The sequence below is a fragment of the Amycolatopsis sp. GA6-003 genome, from assembly GCF_046267895.1.
Classification (GTDB): domain Bacteria; phylum Actinomycetota; class Actinomycetes; order Mycobacteriales; family Pseudonocardiaceae; genus Amycolatopsis.
Genome location: NZ_CP176499.1, coordinates 8,935,802 through 8,949,912 on the forward strand (window position 1 = coordinate 8,935,802; position 14,111 = coordinate 8,949,912).

The 14,111-nt window shown below is 71.9% G+C and carries 16 protein-coding genes and 1 tRNA gene; 4 read left to right on the plus strand and 13 right to left on the minus strand.

What is annotated here, in order from left to right; all coding sequences use genetic code 11:
* Positions 1-207: 207 nt before the first annotated feature.
* The gene (locus tag F9C12_RS40410) at positions 208-591 is read right to left on the minus strand and encodes a histone-like nucleoid-structuring protein Lsr2 (protein ID WP_409463966.1); all 384 of its coding nucleotides are present in this window, start codon (positions 589-591) and stop codon (positions 208-210) included.
* A 396-nt stretch (positions 592-987) separates the two neighbouring features.
* The gene (locus F9C12_RS40415) at positions 988-1,347 is read right to left on the minus strand and encodes a VOC family protein (RefSeq protein WP_409463967.1); all 360 of its coding nucleotides are present in this window, start codon (positions 1,345-1,347) and stop codon (positions 988-990) included.
* 72 nt (positions 1,348-1,419) lie between these two features.
* Here F9C12_RS40415 and F9C12_RS40420 point away from each other — a divergent pair, with 72 nt between their 5' ends.
* On the plus strand, positions 1,420-1,611 hold the full coding sequence (locus tag F9C12_RS40420) for a DUF2795 domain-containing protein (RefSeq protein ID WP_409179579.1): 192 nt from the start codon (positions 1,420-1,422) through the stop codon (positions 1,609-1,611).
* Between the two features lie 271 nt (positions 1,612-1,882).
* Here the strand turns inward: F9C12_RS40420 and F9C12_RS40425 are convergent, their stop codons facing one another.
* The 11 genes from F9C12_RS40425 to selD all read right to left on the minus strand — a co-directional run bounded on the left by F9C12_RS40425 (position 1,883) and on the right by selD (position 10,941).
* On the minus strand, positions 1,883-2,938 hold the full coding sequence (locus F9C12_RS40425; protein ID WP_409463968.1) for an acetate/propionate family kinase: 1,056 nt from the start codon (positions 2,936-2,938) through the stop codon (positions 1,883-1,885).
* On the minus strand, positions 2,935-5,187 hold the full coding sequence (locus tag F9C12_RS40430; protein ID WP_409463969.1) for a phosphoketolase family protein: 2,253 nt from the start codon (positions 5,185-5,187) through the stop codon (positions 2,935-2,937). Before F9C12_RS40430 ends, F9C12_RS40425 begins: the two co-directional genes overlap by 4 nt.
* Positions 5,187-5,624: a PPOX class F420-dependent oxidoreductase gene (locus F9C12_RS40435; RefSeq protein WP_409179582.1), complete on the minus strand. Its 438-nt coding sequence runs from the start codon at positions 5,622-5,624 to the stop codon at positions 5,187-5,189. The genes F9C12_RS40430 and F9C12_RS40435 overlap by 1 nt, the downstream gene beginning before the upstream one ends.
* Before the next feature lie 70 nt (positions 5,625-5,694).
* A complete protein-coding gene (locus F9C12_RS40440) occupies positions 5,695-7,488 on the minus strand; it encodes a complex I subunit 5 family protein (protein ID WP_409463970.1) in 1,794 nt (597 codons plus the stop codon).
* A gap of 2 nt (positions 7,489-7,490) precedes the next feature.
* A complete protein-coding gene (locus F9C12_RS40445; RefSeq protein ID WP_409179584.1) occupies positions 7,491-7,844 on the minus strand; it encodes an NADH-quinone oxidoreductase subunit K in 354 nt (117 codons plus the stop codon).
* On the minus strand, positions 7,841-8,557 hold the full coding sequence (locus F9C12_RS40450) for an MnhB domain-containing protein (RefSeq protein WP_409463971.1): 717 nt from the start codon (positions 8,555-8,557) through the stop codon (positions 7,841-7,843). Before F9C12_RS40450 ends, F9C12_RS40445 begins: the two co-directional genes overlap by 4 nt.
* Positions 8,554-8,790 (minus strand): Na(+)/H(+) antiporter subunit B, encoded by a 237-nt coding sequence (locus F9C12_RS40455; protein ID WP_409463972.1) that lies wholly within the window; start codon positions 8,788-8,790, stop codon positions 8,554-8,556. Before F9C12_RS40455 ends, F9C12_RS40450 begins: the two co-directional genes overlap by 4 nt.
* Positions 8,787-9,086, minus strand: coding sequence for a cation:proton antiporter (locus F9C12_RS40460; RefSeq protein ID WP_409463973.1), 300 nt, complete (start codon positions 9,084-9,086; stop codon positions 8,787-8,789). The genes F9C12_RS40455 and F9C12_RS40460 overlap by 4 nt, the downstream gene beginning before the upstream one ends.
* Positions 9,083-9,334, minus strand: a complete 252-nt coding sequence (locus tag F9C12_RS40465) for a monovalent cation/H+ antiporter complex subunit F (protein WP_409463974.1) — start codon at positions 9,332-9,334, stop codon at positions 9,083-9,085. The genes F9C12_RS40460 and F9C12_RS40465 overlap by 4 nt, the downstream gene beginning before the upstream one ends.
* Positions 9,331-9,786, minus strand: coding sequence for a Na+/H+ antiporter subunit E (locus F9C12_RS40470; protein WP_409463975.1), 456 nt, complete (start codon positions 9,784-9,786; stop codon positions 9,331-9,333). The genes F9C12_RS40465 and F9C12_RS40470 overlap by 4 nt, the downstream gene beginning before the upstream one ends.
* Before the next feature lie 159 nt (positions 9,787-9,945).
* Positions 9,946-10,941, minus strand: coding sequence for a selenide, water dikinase SelD (selD, locus tag F9C12_RS40475; RefSeq protein ID WP_409463976.1), 996 nt, complete (start codon positions 10,939-10,941; stop codon positions 9,946-9,948).
* Positions 10,942-10,986: 45 nt separating this feature from the next.
* Between selD and F9C12_RS40480 the strand changes: the two genes are divergently transcribed.
* From F9C12_RS40480 to selB, 3 genes are all read left to right on the plus strand, one after another.
* Positions 10,987-11,081, plus strand: a tRNA-Sec gene (locus tag F9C12_RS40480).
* Positions 11,081-12,364, plus strand: a complete 1,284-nt coding sequence (selA, locus tag F9C12_RS40485) for an L-seryl-tRNA(Sec) selenium transferase (RefSeq protein ID WP_409463977.1) — start codon at positions 11,081-11,083, stop codon at positions 12,362-12,364. The genes F9C12_RS40480 and selA overlap by 1 nt, the downstream gene beginning before the upstream one ends.
* Positions 12,355-14,109 (plus strand): selenocysteine-specific translation elongation factor, encoded by a 1,755-nt coding sequence (gene selB, locus F9C12_RS40490; RefSeq protein WP_409463978.1) that lies wholly within the window; start codon positions 12,355-12,357, stop codon positions 14,107-14,109. Before selA ends, selB begins: the two co-directional genes overlap by 10 nt.
* Positions 14,110-14,111 lie beyond the last annotated feature (2 nt).

A 14,111-nucleotide genomic window follows, 5' to 3' on the forward strand; every position in this document is an offset into this window, starting at 1 on the left:
GCGCACGCCCGCCGTGCCGCCCGCGCTCGTGTGCACCGGCATCCGCTCCTGGCCGGTGGAAAAAGACCGCCCGGCCGGAGGCATTCGCCTGCGGCCGGGCGGTCTTTTCTCGCGAACGGAGGCCGCGAACTGTTCCGGGATTCCCGGCGCCGAAACCCCGGCGGGGAAGTGCCCGGTTTTCCGGAAATGATCTTCCGGGATCCGGGCCTATTTCCCGGCGCGCTTTTTCGCGGCGCGCTTGCGGGGCTTGGCCTCCTGCTTCTGGCTTTCCTCGTAGGCGGCGATCACCTCGCGCGGGATGCGGCCGCGTTCGGCGATGGCCCAGTTGTTGTCGAGGGCCCAGGTGCGGATCGCCTTGGAGCGTTCGCGTTCCTCGGCGGTCGGCGCGGCCGTGGCCCGCACGGTGGTCTTGCGTCCGCCGGTGCGGCGGGCGGCGGCGATGAACGTCGCCAGCTCCTCGCGCAGGGACGCGGCGTTTTCGTCGGACAGGTCGATTTCGTACTGGACGCCGTCGAGTCCGAAGGGGACGGTCTGCCCGGCTTCGGACCCGTCGAGGTCGTCGATCATCTCGACGAGGACTTTCTGTGCCATCGCGGCGGCTCCTCCTGGAAACGGGACGTGGTCACCGCAGACCATAACAGGAGTCCACTGTGGCTGGTCGCCGGAGACAATGCGCGGGGAGTGGGAAGGGCGGATCCGGAAGTTCCCGCTCCGGTGCGGTGCCCGTCCGGTCGCGTTTCCGCCGGAGGCGGCGCGGGTTCCGCGGGGTTCCGGCCCTGCGCGGTGTGCGCTGTTCCCCGGTTCGGAGTTCGAATTCGCCGAGCCCGCTCGTCCACTTGCGACTGACCGGGCCGAGCGGCGGTTCGCGGAGTTTTCCGGTGAAACTGGCTGACGACCGGGAAATGTTGTTCCGCGGGTACTGGCGGAATCCCGGGTCGACGCGGACCTCGCGCGGGCGGAGCAGCTGCAGGATTTCGCCCGCTGCTCTTATCGCGGTCCGTAAACCACGACCGTGTTTCCCCACGGGTCGCGCGCCACCGCTCGGACCTCGTGCGGTCCTTGTTCCGGTTGCCGCACCACGGTTCCGCCGCCGGCGACCAGCGCGGTCAGCGCGGCGGCGACGTCGGGCACCTTGAACGACGCGGCGGGAACGCCGTCGGTGACGTCCTCCTCCGGGCCGGCGAGGGCGAGTGTCGTCCCGCCTGCGTCGAGGGCGGCGTAACGGTCTCCGTCGACGAACTTCGCCGGCAGGCCGAAGGTCTCGGCGTAGAACCGCACGGCTGCGCTGACGTCGGCGACGGGATGCAGCACGTTCCCGATCTTGGCCGGTTCCGGGGAGTCGTTCACCGGTCGAGCGTAGCCCGCATCGACCCGGGAGCGGGCGGGTATGCGGAGGGAGGACCCGAGGAAGGGAGCGCCATGTCTGACGTCCGGGAGTATCTGACGGAGGTCGAGTACCCGTGCGAGCGCGACGAACTCCTCCGCCGCGCCGCCGCGAACGGCGCGGGCGACGACGTGATCGGCCATCTCGGCAAACTGCCCGAGCAGCGGTACGAGAACGCCGACGCGGTGCACCGGCTGCTCGGCGAGGACCTCGACCCGCATTCCTGAGGTCGGCGGGCCGCCTCGGCCGGGGCTCTGGCGAGGATCTCGATCCGCGTGCGGGGGGCAGGGGTCCGCCTTGGCCGCAGCACGGGCGAGGACCTCGACCCGCATGTGCGAGGTCAGCGGATCGCCTCGGCTGCGGCGCGGGGAGGGTTTCGACTCGGATGCGTGAGGTCGGCGGTCCGCGTTGGCTGCGGTGCGGGGAGGGTCTCAGTTCGGGGTCGGCGGCTCGCGTCGGCCGTGGCCCAGGTGAGGATCTCGATCCGCACGCATGACGTCAGCGGACCGCCTCGGCCGCAGCACGGGCGAGTTCGAGTTCTTCCCGGGAGCGCAGGGCCAGCACCGGCACCTTCGCCCCGGGCGGGCTGATCACCGCGTCGCGGTCTCTCGTGCGCGACAACCCGCCCGCGATGCCCAGGACCCCGAGGCCGCTCGCGACTGCTTCGGCGGTTTCGGGCTGGTCCCAGCCGATGTCGCCGGTGAAGACCAGGGCGTCGATTCGGTTCAGGCTCGCGGCTGCCGCGGCCAGTTCCCGGCGGATGCGGTGTTCGAAGACGGCCAGCGCGAAGCGGGCTTCGACGGACCCGTCGTGCACCAGGTCCCGGGTGTCGTCTGAGATATCGGACAGGCCTAGCAGGCCAGAGTGGTGGTAGAGACCGTCTTCCAGTTCGCTGACCGTCAGCTTTCCTTCGCGCAGCAGCCACAGCAGCAGGCCGGGGTCCACGGAGCCGGAGCGTTTGGTCATCATCGAGCCCTCCAGCGGCGTGAAGCCCATTGACGTATCAACGCTGCGTCCGTGAGATACCGCACACACCGAACAGCCGCCGGACAGGTGTGCGACGAGCAGGTTCAGCTCGCCGGACGGCCGGTTCAGCACTTCGGCGGCGCGGCGGGTCGCCCAGCTGAAGGACCAGCCGTGGAAGCCGTAGCGGCGCAGGTCCCATCGAGTGCGCCAGCGGGTGGGCAGCGGGTAGGTCTGGGCGACCGCGGGCAGGGTCTGGTGGAACGCCGGATCGGGACAGACGACGTGCCTCGCGTCCGGGAGGAGTTCGGTCAGCTGGTCCAGCAGGGCCTCGGTTTTCGGCACGTGTTCCGGGGCGAGGGAGCGGGCGGCCGCGATCTGCGCGCGGACGGTGGCGGTGGCTTCAGCGGGTTGGACGAGATCCGGGCCGCCGTGCACCAATCGGTGCGCTACCACGGAGATCGGGGGCTGACGGTCTACAAAGTACGCGACGTCGTCGGTCGAGGTGGAATCCAGGACTTCCTCGTCTTCGGCGCGCACGAGGTGCAAGCGCAGGCTGCCCGAACCCGGGTTGACGGTCAGGACGTTCATCGCTGCCACCGCCAGCCGGTGATTTCGGCGGGGTCCTCGCCGTCCCGGTAGGCGGCGGCGAGGAGTTCGTCTCGCTCGCGCTGGAAATCGCGGGCCAGGTCGCCGCCGAGAGAAGACCAGCCGCGGGCCCGGCGGACGGCGTCGGCGGCCAGGTCGTGGCGGGTCATCCGGTTGCCGGCCAGCAGGTCGAACGGGGTGGTCGTGGTGCCTTCTTCCCGGTAGCCGTGCACGTGGAAGCGCTGCGTGGCCGGGCGTCCGTGCAGCACCTCGTGCACGGCGGACGGGTAGCCGTGGAAGGCGAAGACCACCGGGACGTCCTCGCCGAAGCACTCGGCGAACGCCTCGGCGGACAGGCCGTTCGGATGCCGGTCCGGCGGGCACAGCGAGAGCAGGTCGACGACGTTCACCACCCGCACCCGCAGGTCCGGCGCCGCCGCGGCCAGCAACTGCACCGCGGCAAGGGTTTCGCCGGTCGGGGTGGTTCCGGCGCAGGCGAGCACGACGTCCGGCGGACCCTCGTGGCTCGCCCAGGGCCAGACGGCGGTCCCGGCGCGGCAGTGCGCGCGGGCCTCGTCGGGGGACAGCCACACCGGGCTGCTTTGCTTTCCGGCGACCACGACGTTGATCAAGCGGGTCGAGGACAGGCAGCGGTGCATGGTCTCCAGCAGCGCATTCGCGTCCGGAGGGAAGAAAATCCTCGTGGTGCGGGCCTTTTTCGTGAGCATCTGGTTGATGAAGCCCGGGCCCTGGTGGCTGTAGCCGTTGTGCTCCTGCCGCCAGCCGTCGCTGGTGAGCAGGTAGTTCAGGCTCGCCACCGGAGCCCGCCAGCGGACTTCGCCGGACATCTTGAGGAATTTGGCGTACTGGTTCACCATGCTGTCCACAATGGACACGAAGGCCTCGTAGCACGGGAACAGGCCGTGCCGTCCGGTGAGCAGATAGCCCTGCAGCCAGCCTTGGCAGAGGTGTTCCGACAGCACCTCCAGCACCCGCCCGCGGCGGCCGAGATGTTCGGTGTGGCCGGGCACGGCGCGGTCGAACTGCCGGTCGGTGACCTCCAGCAGCGCGCCGAGTTTGTTGGACTGCAGTTCGTCCGGGCAGACGACGCGGAAGGTGTCCGGGGCGCGGCGCACCAGTTCCGCGAGCCAGCCGCCGAGGACCTCCGTCGGGCTTTCCTCCGCACCGGTCGCGGCGAACTTGCCGACGTCCGGCAGCGGCAGGTCGCGGCGGAGCCGGCCGCCGTTGGCCTGCGGGACCCGGCCGAGCCGCAGCTCCGGTTCCGGGGGCACGGCGAGCAGATCCGGCGCGGGAACCCCGTCGGCATCGAAGAGTTCCTCGGGCCGGTAGGACCGCAGCCACTGCTCCAGCGGCTCGAGCTGATCCGGGGCGAGCGGGACCTGGTGGGCGTGGAAGGTGCCTTCCAGCGGGGTGCCGTCCGGGGACGTCGCGGGCAGGCCGAGGCCCTTGGTGTTGCGCAGGACGAGCATCGGCGGCGGGCCGGTGTCCTGGCGGTGCGCCCGGGCGAGGGCCTCGGCGAGCGGGGTGTCCGGATCGTCGGTCCCGCGGACGTCGACGAGCAGCGGGGTCCAGCCGCAGCCGGTGAAATAAGCGGTGAGTTCGTCGTCCGACATCGCCTCATAGACCGTCGGCGAAGCGATTTTGTACCCGTTGAGGTGCAGGATCGGCAGCACGCGGCCGTCGCCCGCAGTGGTGAACTTCGGGCTGTGCCAGGCGGCCGCGGTCGGGCCGGTTTCGGCTTCTCCGTCGCCGATGACGCAGGCGACGAGCAGGTCCGGATCGTCGAAGGCGGCGCCGAACGCGGTGGCGAGGGCGTAGCCGAGTTCGCCGCCCTCGTGGATGACGCCGGGCACCTCGGGGGAGAGGTGGCTGGGAAACCCGCCGGGCCAGGAGAACCGGCGGACGAGTTCGGCGAGGCCCGATCCGTCGAGCGACAACCGCGGGTCGTATTCGGCGTGGGTGCCTTCGAGCCACAGGTTGGCGTGGATGGCCGGGGCGCCGTGGCCGGGTCCGGTGACGAGCAGCGTGCGTTGCCGCGTTTCGGCGACCAGGCGATTCAGTGCGGCGTAGACGAGGGTCAGGCCCGGGCAGGTGCCCCAGTGGCCGAGCGGCCGCGGTTTCAGGTGCTCGGGCCGCAGCGGCTCGGTGAGCAGGACGTTGTCCTTGAGGTAGATCATCGCCGCGGCCAGGTAGTCGCACGCCCGGCGGTAGCGGCGGAGCGCGTCGCGCATCAGTCGGCGACGCCCTTCTTCTGGTCGATGTACGTCTGCCGCTCCGGGGTCACCTGCAGGATCACGCGTTCGGACTTGATCGCGTCCGGCGGGTACTTGTCGCCGGTGTACTTGCGGGCGAGCTCGTCGACCTGCAGGCGGGCCCGTTCGCCGGTCTCGACGCCGGTCACGCGGCCGCGGACTTCCGCGTAGCGGTACGGATCCTGCTCGTCCCGGACGAGGACGGTGATCCGGTCGTCCCGCTCGACGTTGCGGTACTTCGCGCGGTGGGTCTCGGTGTTGAGCACGATCCGGCCGTTCTCGACGTGCACCCAGATCGTCTGCGTCTGCAGCCGGCCGCTCGGCAGCACCGTGGTGACCGCGGCGAAGTTCTTCCCGGTGGCCAGCTCTTCGGTTTCGGGCAGCAGTTTCGGGCCGTCGGCGGTCTTGGCGGGCACGGCAGCTCCTCCGGTCGGCGTCACGGGCCGCTCTGCGGGTAGCCCGGCCGCTCGGCGGGTAAACGCGAGGTCAGAGCCAGACCAGCCCGGCGAGGACGGCGACGCCCGCCAGCAGCCACGCCACGTAGTCGCCGACCTGGCCGGAGTGCGCGCGGTGCAGGACCGTGAGGGCTTCGTGCAGCGGTTTCGGGGTTCGGCGCCGCGACCACAGCGCGAGTGCTGCCGCGCCCAGCGTGAGCAGCGCGGTCACTGCCGCGGACAGCAGGCCGGGCGGGGTCCAGGACAGTTCGGGCACTGCGGCAGGAAGAGAAGGCGGCAGCGTGGGCAGGACGTCGTGCAGGTAGCCCGCGCGGTCGACCGCCTGCGCCCCCGCGGCCGCGGCGACGTCGCGGATCCACGGTACGAGCCCGGCGGCCAGCGCGAACCCGAGCAGGACGACGATCGCGGCGAGCATCGGGATCGGGGTGCGCGCGATCGGCCGGCCGGTCTCGGGTTCTTCGCCGGACCCGGACGTCGTGTCGGCGGAATCCTCGGCGGAATCCTCGGCGGGCGGCCTGCCGAGTCCGAAGTAGACGCGCAGCCCGGCGCGCAGCACCGCGGCGGCGGTCAGTGCGGAAATCACCGCGAACACGAGCATCAGCCACTCCGGGCCCGCGTGTTCGGCGGCGTCTTTGCCCAGCGCGAGGCCGAACGGCGGCAGCCCGGCGAGGGCAGCCGCCGCGACGAGGAACAGCACCGCTTCGGTCCGGGAATGCGTTGCGCGGCCGAAGAGATCGTCCTCGTCCACGCTGCCGTAGCGGTCCTTCAACACTCCGGTCAAAAGGAACAGCGCGCCTTTCGCTCCGGCGTGCCCGAGCACCGAGAGCACGAACGCGGCCGTCGCTTCGCCGCCGGTGGCGGCAAGCCCGCACAGGAAGAGTCCAATGTGGGCAATGGTCGAATAGGCCAGCAAGCGTTTGAGATGCCGCTGAGTGAAGCAAAGCACGGCACCGAGCACAGCGCTGGCGATCCCGGCGGCGAGGAAGACCCGGCTGACCGCGGCGTCGTCGAGCACCGTGCCGAACACGGCGCTGCGGACCCGGAGCACGCCGTAGAGGCCGAGTTCGACCATGACCCCGGAGAACAGCACGCACACCGGCGTCGGCGCGACCGCGTGCGCGTCGGCGAGCCAGAAATGGAACGGCACGGTGGCGGCCTTGACCAGCAGTCCGGTGCACACCAGGACGAACGCGGCGATGACCAGCGCGTCCGCCGGACGCCCGTCGAGCGCGACGCCCAGCTGGGCGAGGCCGAGCTGGCCGCCGCGGGCGTAGAGCAGGCCGATGCCCATCAGCGTGAAGTACGCGCCGAGGGAGTTCACCACGCCGAAGTTCAGCGCGCCCTGCACGGAGTCCGCCTCTTCGATCCGGTACCCGGTCAGCGCGTAGGCGACCCCGCTCATCAGCTCGAAGAACACGAACAGCGTGAACAGGTCTCCGGTGAAGAGGAAACCGGTCATGCCGGTCAGGAAGAGCAGCATCATCGCGTGGTAGCGGGCTTCGACGGCTTCGAAGTAGTGCCAGCTGTAGAGCAGCGCGCAGACGGTCAGGAACGCGGCCAGCGCGGCGAAAGTCGTGTTCAGGCCGTCCGCGACGAGCACGATGCCGACCGACCGGGTGCCTTCCGGCCGCTGCCGGCCGAGCCAGCTGACCACCCGCTCGTGGTGCGCGGCGGTCAGCAGGACCACGCACAGTGCGCACACTGCCGCCGCGGTCACCGTGGCAGTCACGTCGACCACGACGCGGGGGAGTTTGCCGCCGAGGCCGAGCAGCAGGCAGGCGGCCAGCAGCGGGACGGCGATGGCGAGTGCGGGCAGGGTCGTCATGGTCAGCCGCGCAGCGCACGCAGTTCGTCAGGGTCGACCGTGCCGTGCCGACGCGAAATCTGCAGCGTCAGAGCGAGCAGGAGCGCGGTGATGGTCGCCGAGACGACGATGTCAGTCAGCGTCATGGCCTGCACCATCGGATCGACCACCGGCTGCGTCTGTCCCTGCGCCACGATCGGCGCGGTGGCCTGGTCCTGGTAACCGATCGCGAGCAGCAGCACGTACGTGCCGGATTGCGCGACCGACAGCGACACCACGGTGTGCACGAGGTGCCGGCTGCGCATGATCCCGGCGCAGCCCAGCAGCAACAGCCACGCCGCCACGCCGTAGCAGGCCGCCGACACCACGCCCGTCACTTGTCCTCCTTGAGCCCGTGCACGAAGAACCGCGACAGCAGGACGACGAACCCGGCCGCGACCTCGATGCCGATCAGCACGCTCAGCACCGGGACGGTCCCGGAGGAAAGCAGCGAGCCGAATTCGCCCAGCGGCAGCACGTTCGCGAGGAACGAGCCGCCGATCCCCAGTCCGATGAGGCCAGTCACGACGTACAGGCCGGTGGCGGTCGCTTCGGCGTATTCGCACCAGTCGATCGGGCGCAGCCGGGCGAGCGCGCGGTAGCTGCCGGAGAGGTAGAGCAGGTGCCAGCCGGTCGCGAGGACGACGCCGCCCTGGAAACCGCCTCCTGGCGTCAGATGCCCGTGCACGACGATGTCGATGCCCAGCAGCACCGAGACCGGCAGCAGCAGGAAACCGGCGAGCTTCACGGCGGGCAGCACGTAGCCGGTCCCGTCCGTTTCCGGCTCCTTTCCGGGCGGCTGCAACAGGGCGAGCGCGCCGACCACCGCGGCGGCGACGATCGTCTCCTCGCCGAGGGTGTCCAGCGCGCGGAGGTCGAAGTTCACCGAGGACACCAGGTTCGGCGTGACTTCCCGGAAACCCAGCGGCAGCACCAGATCCCGGTAGACGTGGCTGGCGGTCCCGGCCGCGGGCATCCGGGTGAACGCGGCGAGGAACAGCGTGGCCACCCCGGCCAGCCCCGCGGCTCCGACGACGTCTCGGGTCCTCATCGCTTGCCTGTCTTCCGCAGCGTCAGCAGGACGAGCAGCGGGACGATGGCCGCGCCGACGGCGAGTTCGGACAAGGCGACGTCCGGGGCTTGGAAAACCACGAAAAGCACCGTCAGGCACAGGGAAAACACCGTCAGCGTGATTGCTTGCCGCTTCGGATCGCGCGTTGCGACCACGGCGTACCCGGCCACCGCGACGAGCGCGAGGGCCACGAGCAGCACGGCGGCGGTCACGACGGGAGGTCCTCGTCGATCTCGCCGCGGTGGCGGGCCTCGAGCCGCGCGGTGGCCGATTGCAGGATCGGGCCGGTGACCGCCAGCAGGACCACCGTCGCGAGGATCGCGCCCGAGCCGAGGTGGACGCCGTTGACCAGGACGAGCCCGGCGCCGACGAGCGGCGTGCCGAGCGTGGTCGCCGGGGTGAGGAGGTGGAGGCGGGTGAGCAGGTCTTTGGCGCGGAGCAGACCGACGGCGGAGGCGAGGACGACGAACACCCCGGCGAACACGAGAATCTGCGCAGCGAGCGTCATCGAGTCCCCAGGAGGCGCGCGAAGACGAGCGTTCCGGCGAAGGCGAGGACGGTCAGCGTCAGCGGGAGGATGACGGCGCTGGACGGGCCGTACGCCTGGACGAGCAGCAGGAGGGTCAGGACGGTGACGGTGCCGGCGAACTGCATCCCGGCGAGGCGTTCGATCGCGCTGCCCCGGGCGGCCAGCCACAACGCGCTGCCGAGACCGCCTGCCATCAGAAGCAGCGCGGCGAGGAGCAGCCACGTCATCGCGTCACCCGGTCGAGGGTCGCGGAGTCGTGCAGCAGCCGATGGACGACGACGTCGGTGCTATCTGGCGGGCTCGCGACAACCATCGCGCCCGGCGTGCAGCCGACGACCACTGTCGCGACGGCAAGCCGCGCTTCGTGCTGCGCGCGCGGTTCGGCGGGAACGGTGACTTTTTCGCAGTTTCCGGCGGAGGGACGCGGGAAGACCGCACGCAACGCGGCGATCGACTCGCTAAGCGCGGCCTTGGGCAGCGGGGCCAACCAGGTCAGCCAGGCGGCTTTGAACTGCCACGCACCGTTCATCGCCCGGCGCGCGGAACGGGCAGCGACCGCGCAGACCGCCGCGGCTCCGGCGCCCGCGAGGAGTTCCGGGATTGCCGGGGCGGCCAGCGTGAGGATCCACAGCCCGGTCAGGGCAAGCCACCACAGCAGGATCTCGGTCGCAGCGCGCATGTCTCACCTCGGGCAGGGGCTACCCACTTCGGAGACCGGCCAATCCGCCGTCGCCGGCCCGGTCCGGCACGCGACGCCAACGCGCGGGAGCGCGCACTTGGGCGCGTCGTGCGGGGAACCCTCCGGGCCCTGGGTCCGTGAAGGTTCCCCGCCCGGACCTCAACCCACGACGATCGTGTGGTCCGTGCGCGAGGTCAGCTCGCCGATCACGGGGTAGCCGGGAAGCTCGCCCGCCACCAGCAGTCCGCCGGACGTCTGCGCGTCCGCCAGCAGCAGGGCCTCGTTCTCGGAGATCCGCGAAAGATCGGCGTGCGGGCGGACCCAGTCGAGGTTCCGGCGAGTACCGCCGCTGACGTAACCGTCGCGCAGCGCCTCCCGGGCGCCCTCGAGATACGGGACCGCCGCCGGGTCCAGCCGCGCGGTGACGCCGCTCGCCCGGGCCAGTTTGTGCAGGTGGCCGAGCAACCCGAAGCCGGTGACGTCGGTCGCGCAGACCGCGCCCGCCTCCAGCGCGGCGGCCGACGCGGCGCGGTTGAGCGCGGTCATCGCGGCGATCGCCTCCTCGGAGCGTTCGCCGGTGGCCTTGTGCCGCGAGTTCAGCACGCCGATCCCCAGCGGCTTGGTCAGCGTCAGCGGCGTGCCCGGCTTGCCCGAATCGTTGCGCAGCAAGCGTTCCGGGTCCGCGGTGCCGGTGACCGCGAGGCCGTACTTGGGTTCCGGGTCGTCGACGCTGTGCCCGCCGGAGAGATGGCAGCCGGCTTCCGCGCAGACGGCCGAGCCGCCGCGCAGCACCTCCGCGGCCAGTTCGAACGGCAGCACCTCGCGCGGCCAGCCGAGGAGATTCACCGCGACCACCGGGACGCCGCCCATCGCGTACACGTCGGAGAGCGCGTTCGCGGCGGCGATCCGGCCCCAGTCGTACGGGTCGTCCACCACCGGGGTGAAAAAGTCCGTCGTCGCGATCAGCGCGACGTTCCCGGCGATCCGGACGACCGCCGCGTCGTCGCCGTCGGCGAGGCCGACCAGGAGTTCGCCGGGCGGGTTCCGCGGCGCGGCGCCGGAGAGGCCGCGGACGATCGATTCCAGTTCGCCGGGCGGGATCTTGCACGCGCAGCCGCCGCCGTGGGCGTACTGGGTCAGCCTCATGCTTTTCATCATGCGGGCGCGCGACGGTCTTGGCAGGATGGCGGAATGCCCCAGGGAGGCGTATCCGGCCTGGTGACCGGCGCGGTCTTCAACACCGTTGAGCGGCAGGTCCTGCCGCTGGCGGGTTCGATTCCCGTCCGCCTCCGCCATGGGTGACCCGCGCCGGGCGATCCCGCGCACCGACGCCGTGCTCGCCGAGCCGAGGATCGCGAAAGCCGCCGAGACGCTGGGCCGCGACCTGGTGAAATCGCTGGTCGCGGCGGCGCAGCAGCGGGCCCGGGCGGGCGGGATCGAGCCCGGCGAGGTCGTCGCGGAGGTGGTGGCCCGGCTGCCCGCGACGGTGTCGTCCCTGCGCCCGGTGCTCAACGCGACCGGCGTCCTCGTGCACACCAACCTCGGCCGCGCGCCGTTGTCCGCCGCCGCGCTGGACGCGATCGTCGCCGCGGGCGGTTCCACCGACGTCGAGTTCTCGCTCGAAACCGGGGAGCGCGCGAAACGCGGCCGCGGCACCTTGGCCGCGCTGGCGGAAGCGGTGCCGCGCGCGGAGGCGGTGCACGTGGTCAACAACAACGCGGCGGCGTTGCTGCTGTGCGCGCTGACCTTGGCTCCCGGCAAGGAAATCGTGGTCAGCCGCGGCGAACTGGTCGAGATCGGCGACGGGTTCCGCATTCCGGACCTGCTCGCCTCGACCGGAGCCCGGCTGCGCGAAGTCGGCGCCACGAACCGGACTTCGGCGGCGGATTACGCGGCGGCGATCGGTCCGGACACCGGATTCGTGCTCAAAATCCATCCCTCGAACTACCAGGTCACCGGGTTCACCTCGGAAGCGAGCGTCGCGGAGCTGGCCGGGCTCGGCGTCCCGGTGGTCGCCGACGTGGGGTCCGGGCTGCTCGCGCCGGATCCGGTGCTGCCGGACGAACCGGACGTCACGACCGCGCTGGCCGACGGCGCGAACGTCGTCACCGCGAGCGGCGACAAGCTCCTCGGCGGTCCGCAGGCGGGCTTGCTCTTCGGCGATGCCGGGCTGGTGCGGCGGTTGCGCCGGCATCCGGCGGCCCGTGCGCTGCGAGTCGACAAGCTGACTCTCGCCGCGCTCGAAGCCACCCTTCGCGGGCCGGAACCACCCGTGCGGGCGGCGCTTTCCGCGCGGGGTCTGCACCAGCGTGCCGAAGCGCTGGCTCGGTCGCTGCGTTCGGCGGGCGTGGACGCCGAGGCGGTGGATTCGACCGCGGTCGTGGGCGGCGGCGGTGCGCCGGGCGTCGAGCTGCCCAGCGCCGCGGTCTCGTTGCCTGCCCGGTACGCGGAGGCGCTGCGGCTCGGCGAGCCCGCCGTCGTCGGCCGGATCGTGCGGGACCGGTGCCTGCTCGACCTCCGGACGGTCGCCCCGGCGGACGACGCGGCGGTGCGGGAGGCGGTCCGCCGATGCGGGTGATCGCCACCGCCGGGCACGTCGACCACGGGAAATCCACGCTGATCCGCCGGCTCACCGGCATGGAGCCGGACCGGTGGGCCGAGGAGCGCCGCCGCGGCCTGACCCTCGACCTCGGCTTCGCCTGGACCCGGCTGGACGGCGAGGAGATCGCCTTCGTCGACGTTCCGGGGCACCAGCGGTTCGTCCCGAACATGTTGGCGGGCGTCGGTCCCGTCCCGGCCGCGTTGTTCGTGGTGGCGGCGGACGAGGGCTGGATGCCGCAGTCCGCGGAGCACCTGGCGGCGCTGGACGCGTTCGGTGTGCGGCACGGTCTCCTGGCCGTCGCCAAATCCGACCGCGCCGATCCGGCGAGCGCGACGGCGGCGGCGCTGGAGGAGATCGCGGCGACGGCGCTCGGCGAGATACCCGCGGTCAGCGTCAGCGGCACGACCGGCGAGGGGCTCGAAGAACTGCGCGCGCAGCTCGCCAGGCTGGCCAGCCGGTTGCCGCCGCCGGATCCGACCGCGGACGTCCGGCTCTGGATCGACCGCGCGTTCACCATCAAGGGTGCCGGCACCGTGGTGACCGGAACGCTCGGCGGCGGCACCCTGCGGGTCGGCGACGAGCTGACGCTGGGCGCGAACCGGGTGCAGATCCGCGGCCTGCAGGCGCTCGGCGAACCGCGCGAAAGCGTGTCCGCGGTAGCTCGGGTCGCGGTGAATTTGCGCGGCGTGCCCAAGGATTCCGTCGGGCGGGGCGACGTGCTGCTGACCCCGGGCGCGTGGCGTCCGGCGACCGAAATCGACGTCCGGTTGCGCGGTGCGCTGTCGGGCGAACTGCACCGGAATCTCGTGCTGCACCTCGGCTCCGCGGCGGTGCCGGCCCGGGTCCGTCCGCTCGGGCCGGACACCGCCAGGCTGCTGCTCGCGAACCCGCTGCCGCTTCGGGCAGGCGACCGGGGATTGCTGCGCGACCCGGGGGAGCACCGGATCCCGGCCGGGTTCGACGTGCTGGACGTCCGGCCGCCGTCGCTCGCCCGCCGCGGCGCCGCGCGCGCCCGGGGCGAGGAATTGACCGCCGTGGAACCCGGCTGGGATTACCTCCGCCGCGAAGGTTTCGTGCGCCACGAGGACTTCCGCGCGTTAGGGCTGCCGGAGGCGGGCGAACGGCTCGGCGGCTGGCACGCCGACCCGGCACACCTCGTCCGGTTGCGCGCGGAGGCCACCGAGGCGGTCGCGGACTGGAGCCGGGAACATCCGCTGGCGGCGGGAATCCCGGCCGAGGCGCTCCGGCGCCGGCTCGGCCTGCCGGACGCGGAACTCCTCCGGGCCGTCCTCGCCGACGGGCTGGTGCTGAAGGACGGGCTCGTCCGCAAGCCCGGCGCGGGCCTGACCGCCGAAGTGGAAAAAGCCGTCGAACTCCTCGAAGAGCGATTCGCCGAGCACCCCTTCCGCGCGCCGGAAGCCGACGAGTTGCGGAAACTCGGCCTGGGCAAACGGGAATTGGCCGCCGCCGTCCGCGTCGGCCGGCTGCGGGCGCTCGCCGACGGAGTGGTGCTGGGCCCGGACGCGCCGCGGCGCGCGGCGGAAGTGCTGGCCGCGCTCGGCGAGCCGTTCACCGTGTCGCGCGCGCGGCAGGCGCTGGACAGCACCCGCCGGGTGATGATCCCGCTGCTGGAGCACCTCGACGCGGCCGGGCTGACCGAACCGCTCGGCGACGGGACCCGCCGGATGTGCTGCGAGCGCCCGGGGAACGGATTACCGTGACA

Coding starts and splice junctions, on each gene's coding strand:
- F9C12_RS40450 (WP_409463971.1), bottom strand. CDS start 8,557: ATGAGGACCCGAGACGTCGTCGGAGCCGCGGGGCTGGCCGGGGTGGCC.
- selD (WP_409463976.1), bottom strand. CDS start 10,941: ATGAAAAGCATGAGGCTGACCCAGTACGCCCACGGCGGCGGCTGCGCG.
- F9C12_RS40410 (WP_409463966.1), bottom strand. CDS start 591: ATGGCACAGAAAGTCCTCGTCGAGATGATCGACGACCTCGACGGGTCC.
- F9C12_RS40460 (WP_409463973.1), bottom strand. CDS start 9,086: ATGACGCTCGCTGCGCAGATTCTCGTGTTCGCCGGGGTGTTCGTCGTC.
- F9C12_RS40425 (WP_409463968.1), bottom strand. CDS start 2,938: ATGAACGTCCTGACCGTCAACCCGGGTTCGGGCAGCCTGCGCTTGCAC.
- F9C12_RS40430 (WP_409463969.1), bottom strand. CDS start 5,187: ATGCGCGACGCGCTCCGCCGCTACCGCCGGGCGTGCGACTACCTGGCC.
- F9C12_RS40465 (WP_409463974.1), bottom strand. CDS start 9,334: ATGACGTGGCTGCTCCTCGCCGCGCTGCTTCTGATGGCAGGCGGTCTC.
- selB (WP_409463978.1), top strand. CDS start 12,355: ATGCGGGTGATCGCCACCGCCGGGCACGTCGACCACGGGAAATCCACG.
- F9C12_RS40440 (WP_409463970.1), bottom strand. CDS start 7,488: ATGACGACCCTGCCCGCACTCGCCATCGCCGTCCCGCTGCTGGCCGCC.
- F9C12_RS40420 (WP_409179579.1), top strand. CDS start 1,420: ATGTCTGACGTCCGGGAGTATCTGACGGAGGTCGAGTACCCGTGCGAG.
- selA (WP_409463977.1), top strand. CDS start 11,081: ATGGGTGACCCGCGCCGGGCGATCCCGCGCACCGACGCCGTGCTCGCC.
- F9C12_RS40470 (WP_409463975.1), bottom strand. CDS start 9,786: ATGCGCGCTGCGACCGAGATCCTGCTGTGGTGGCTTGCCCTGACCGGG.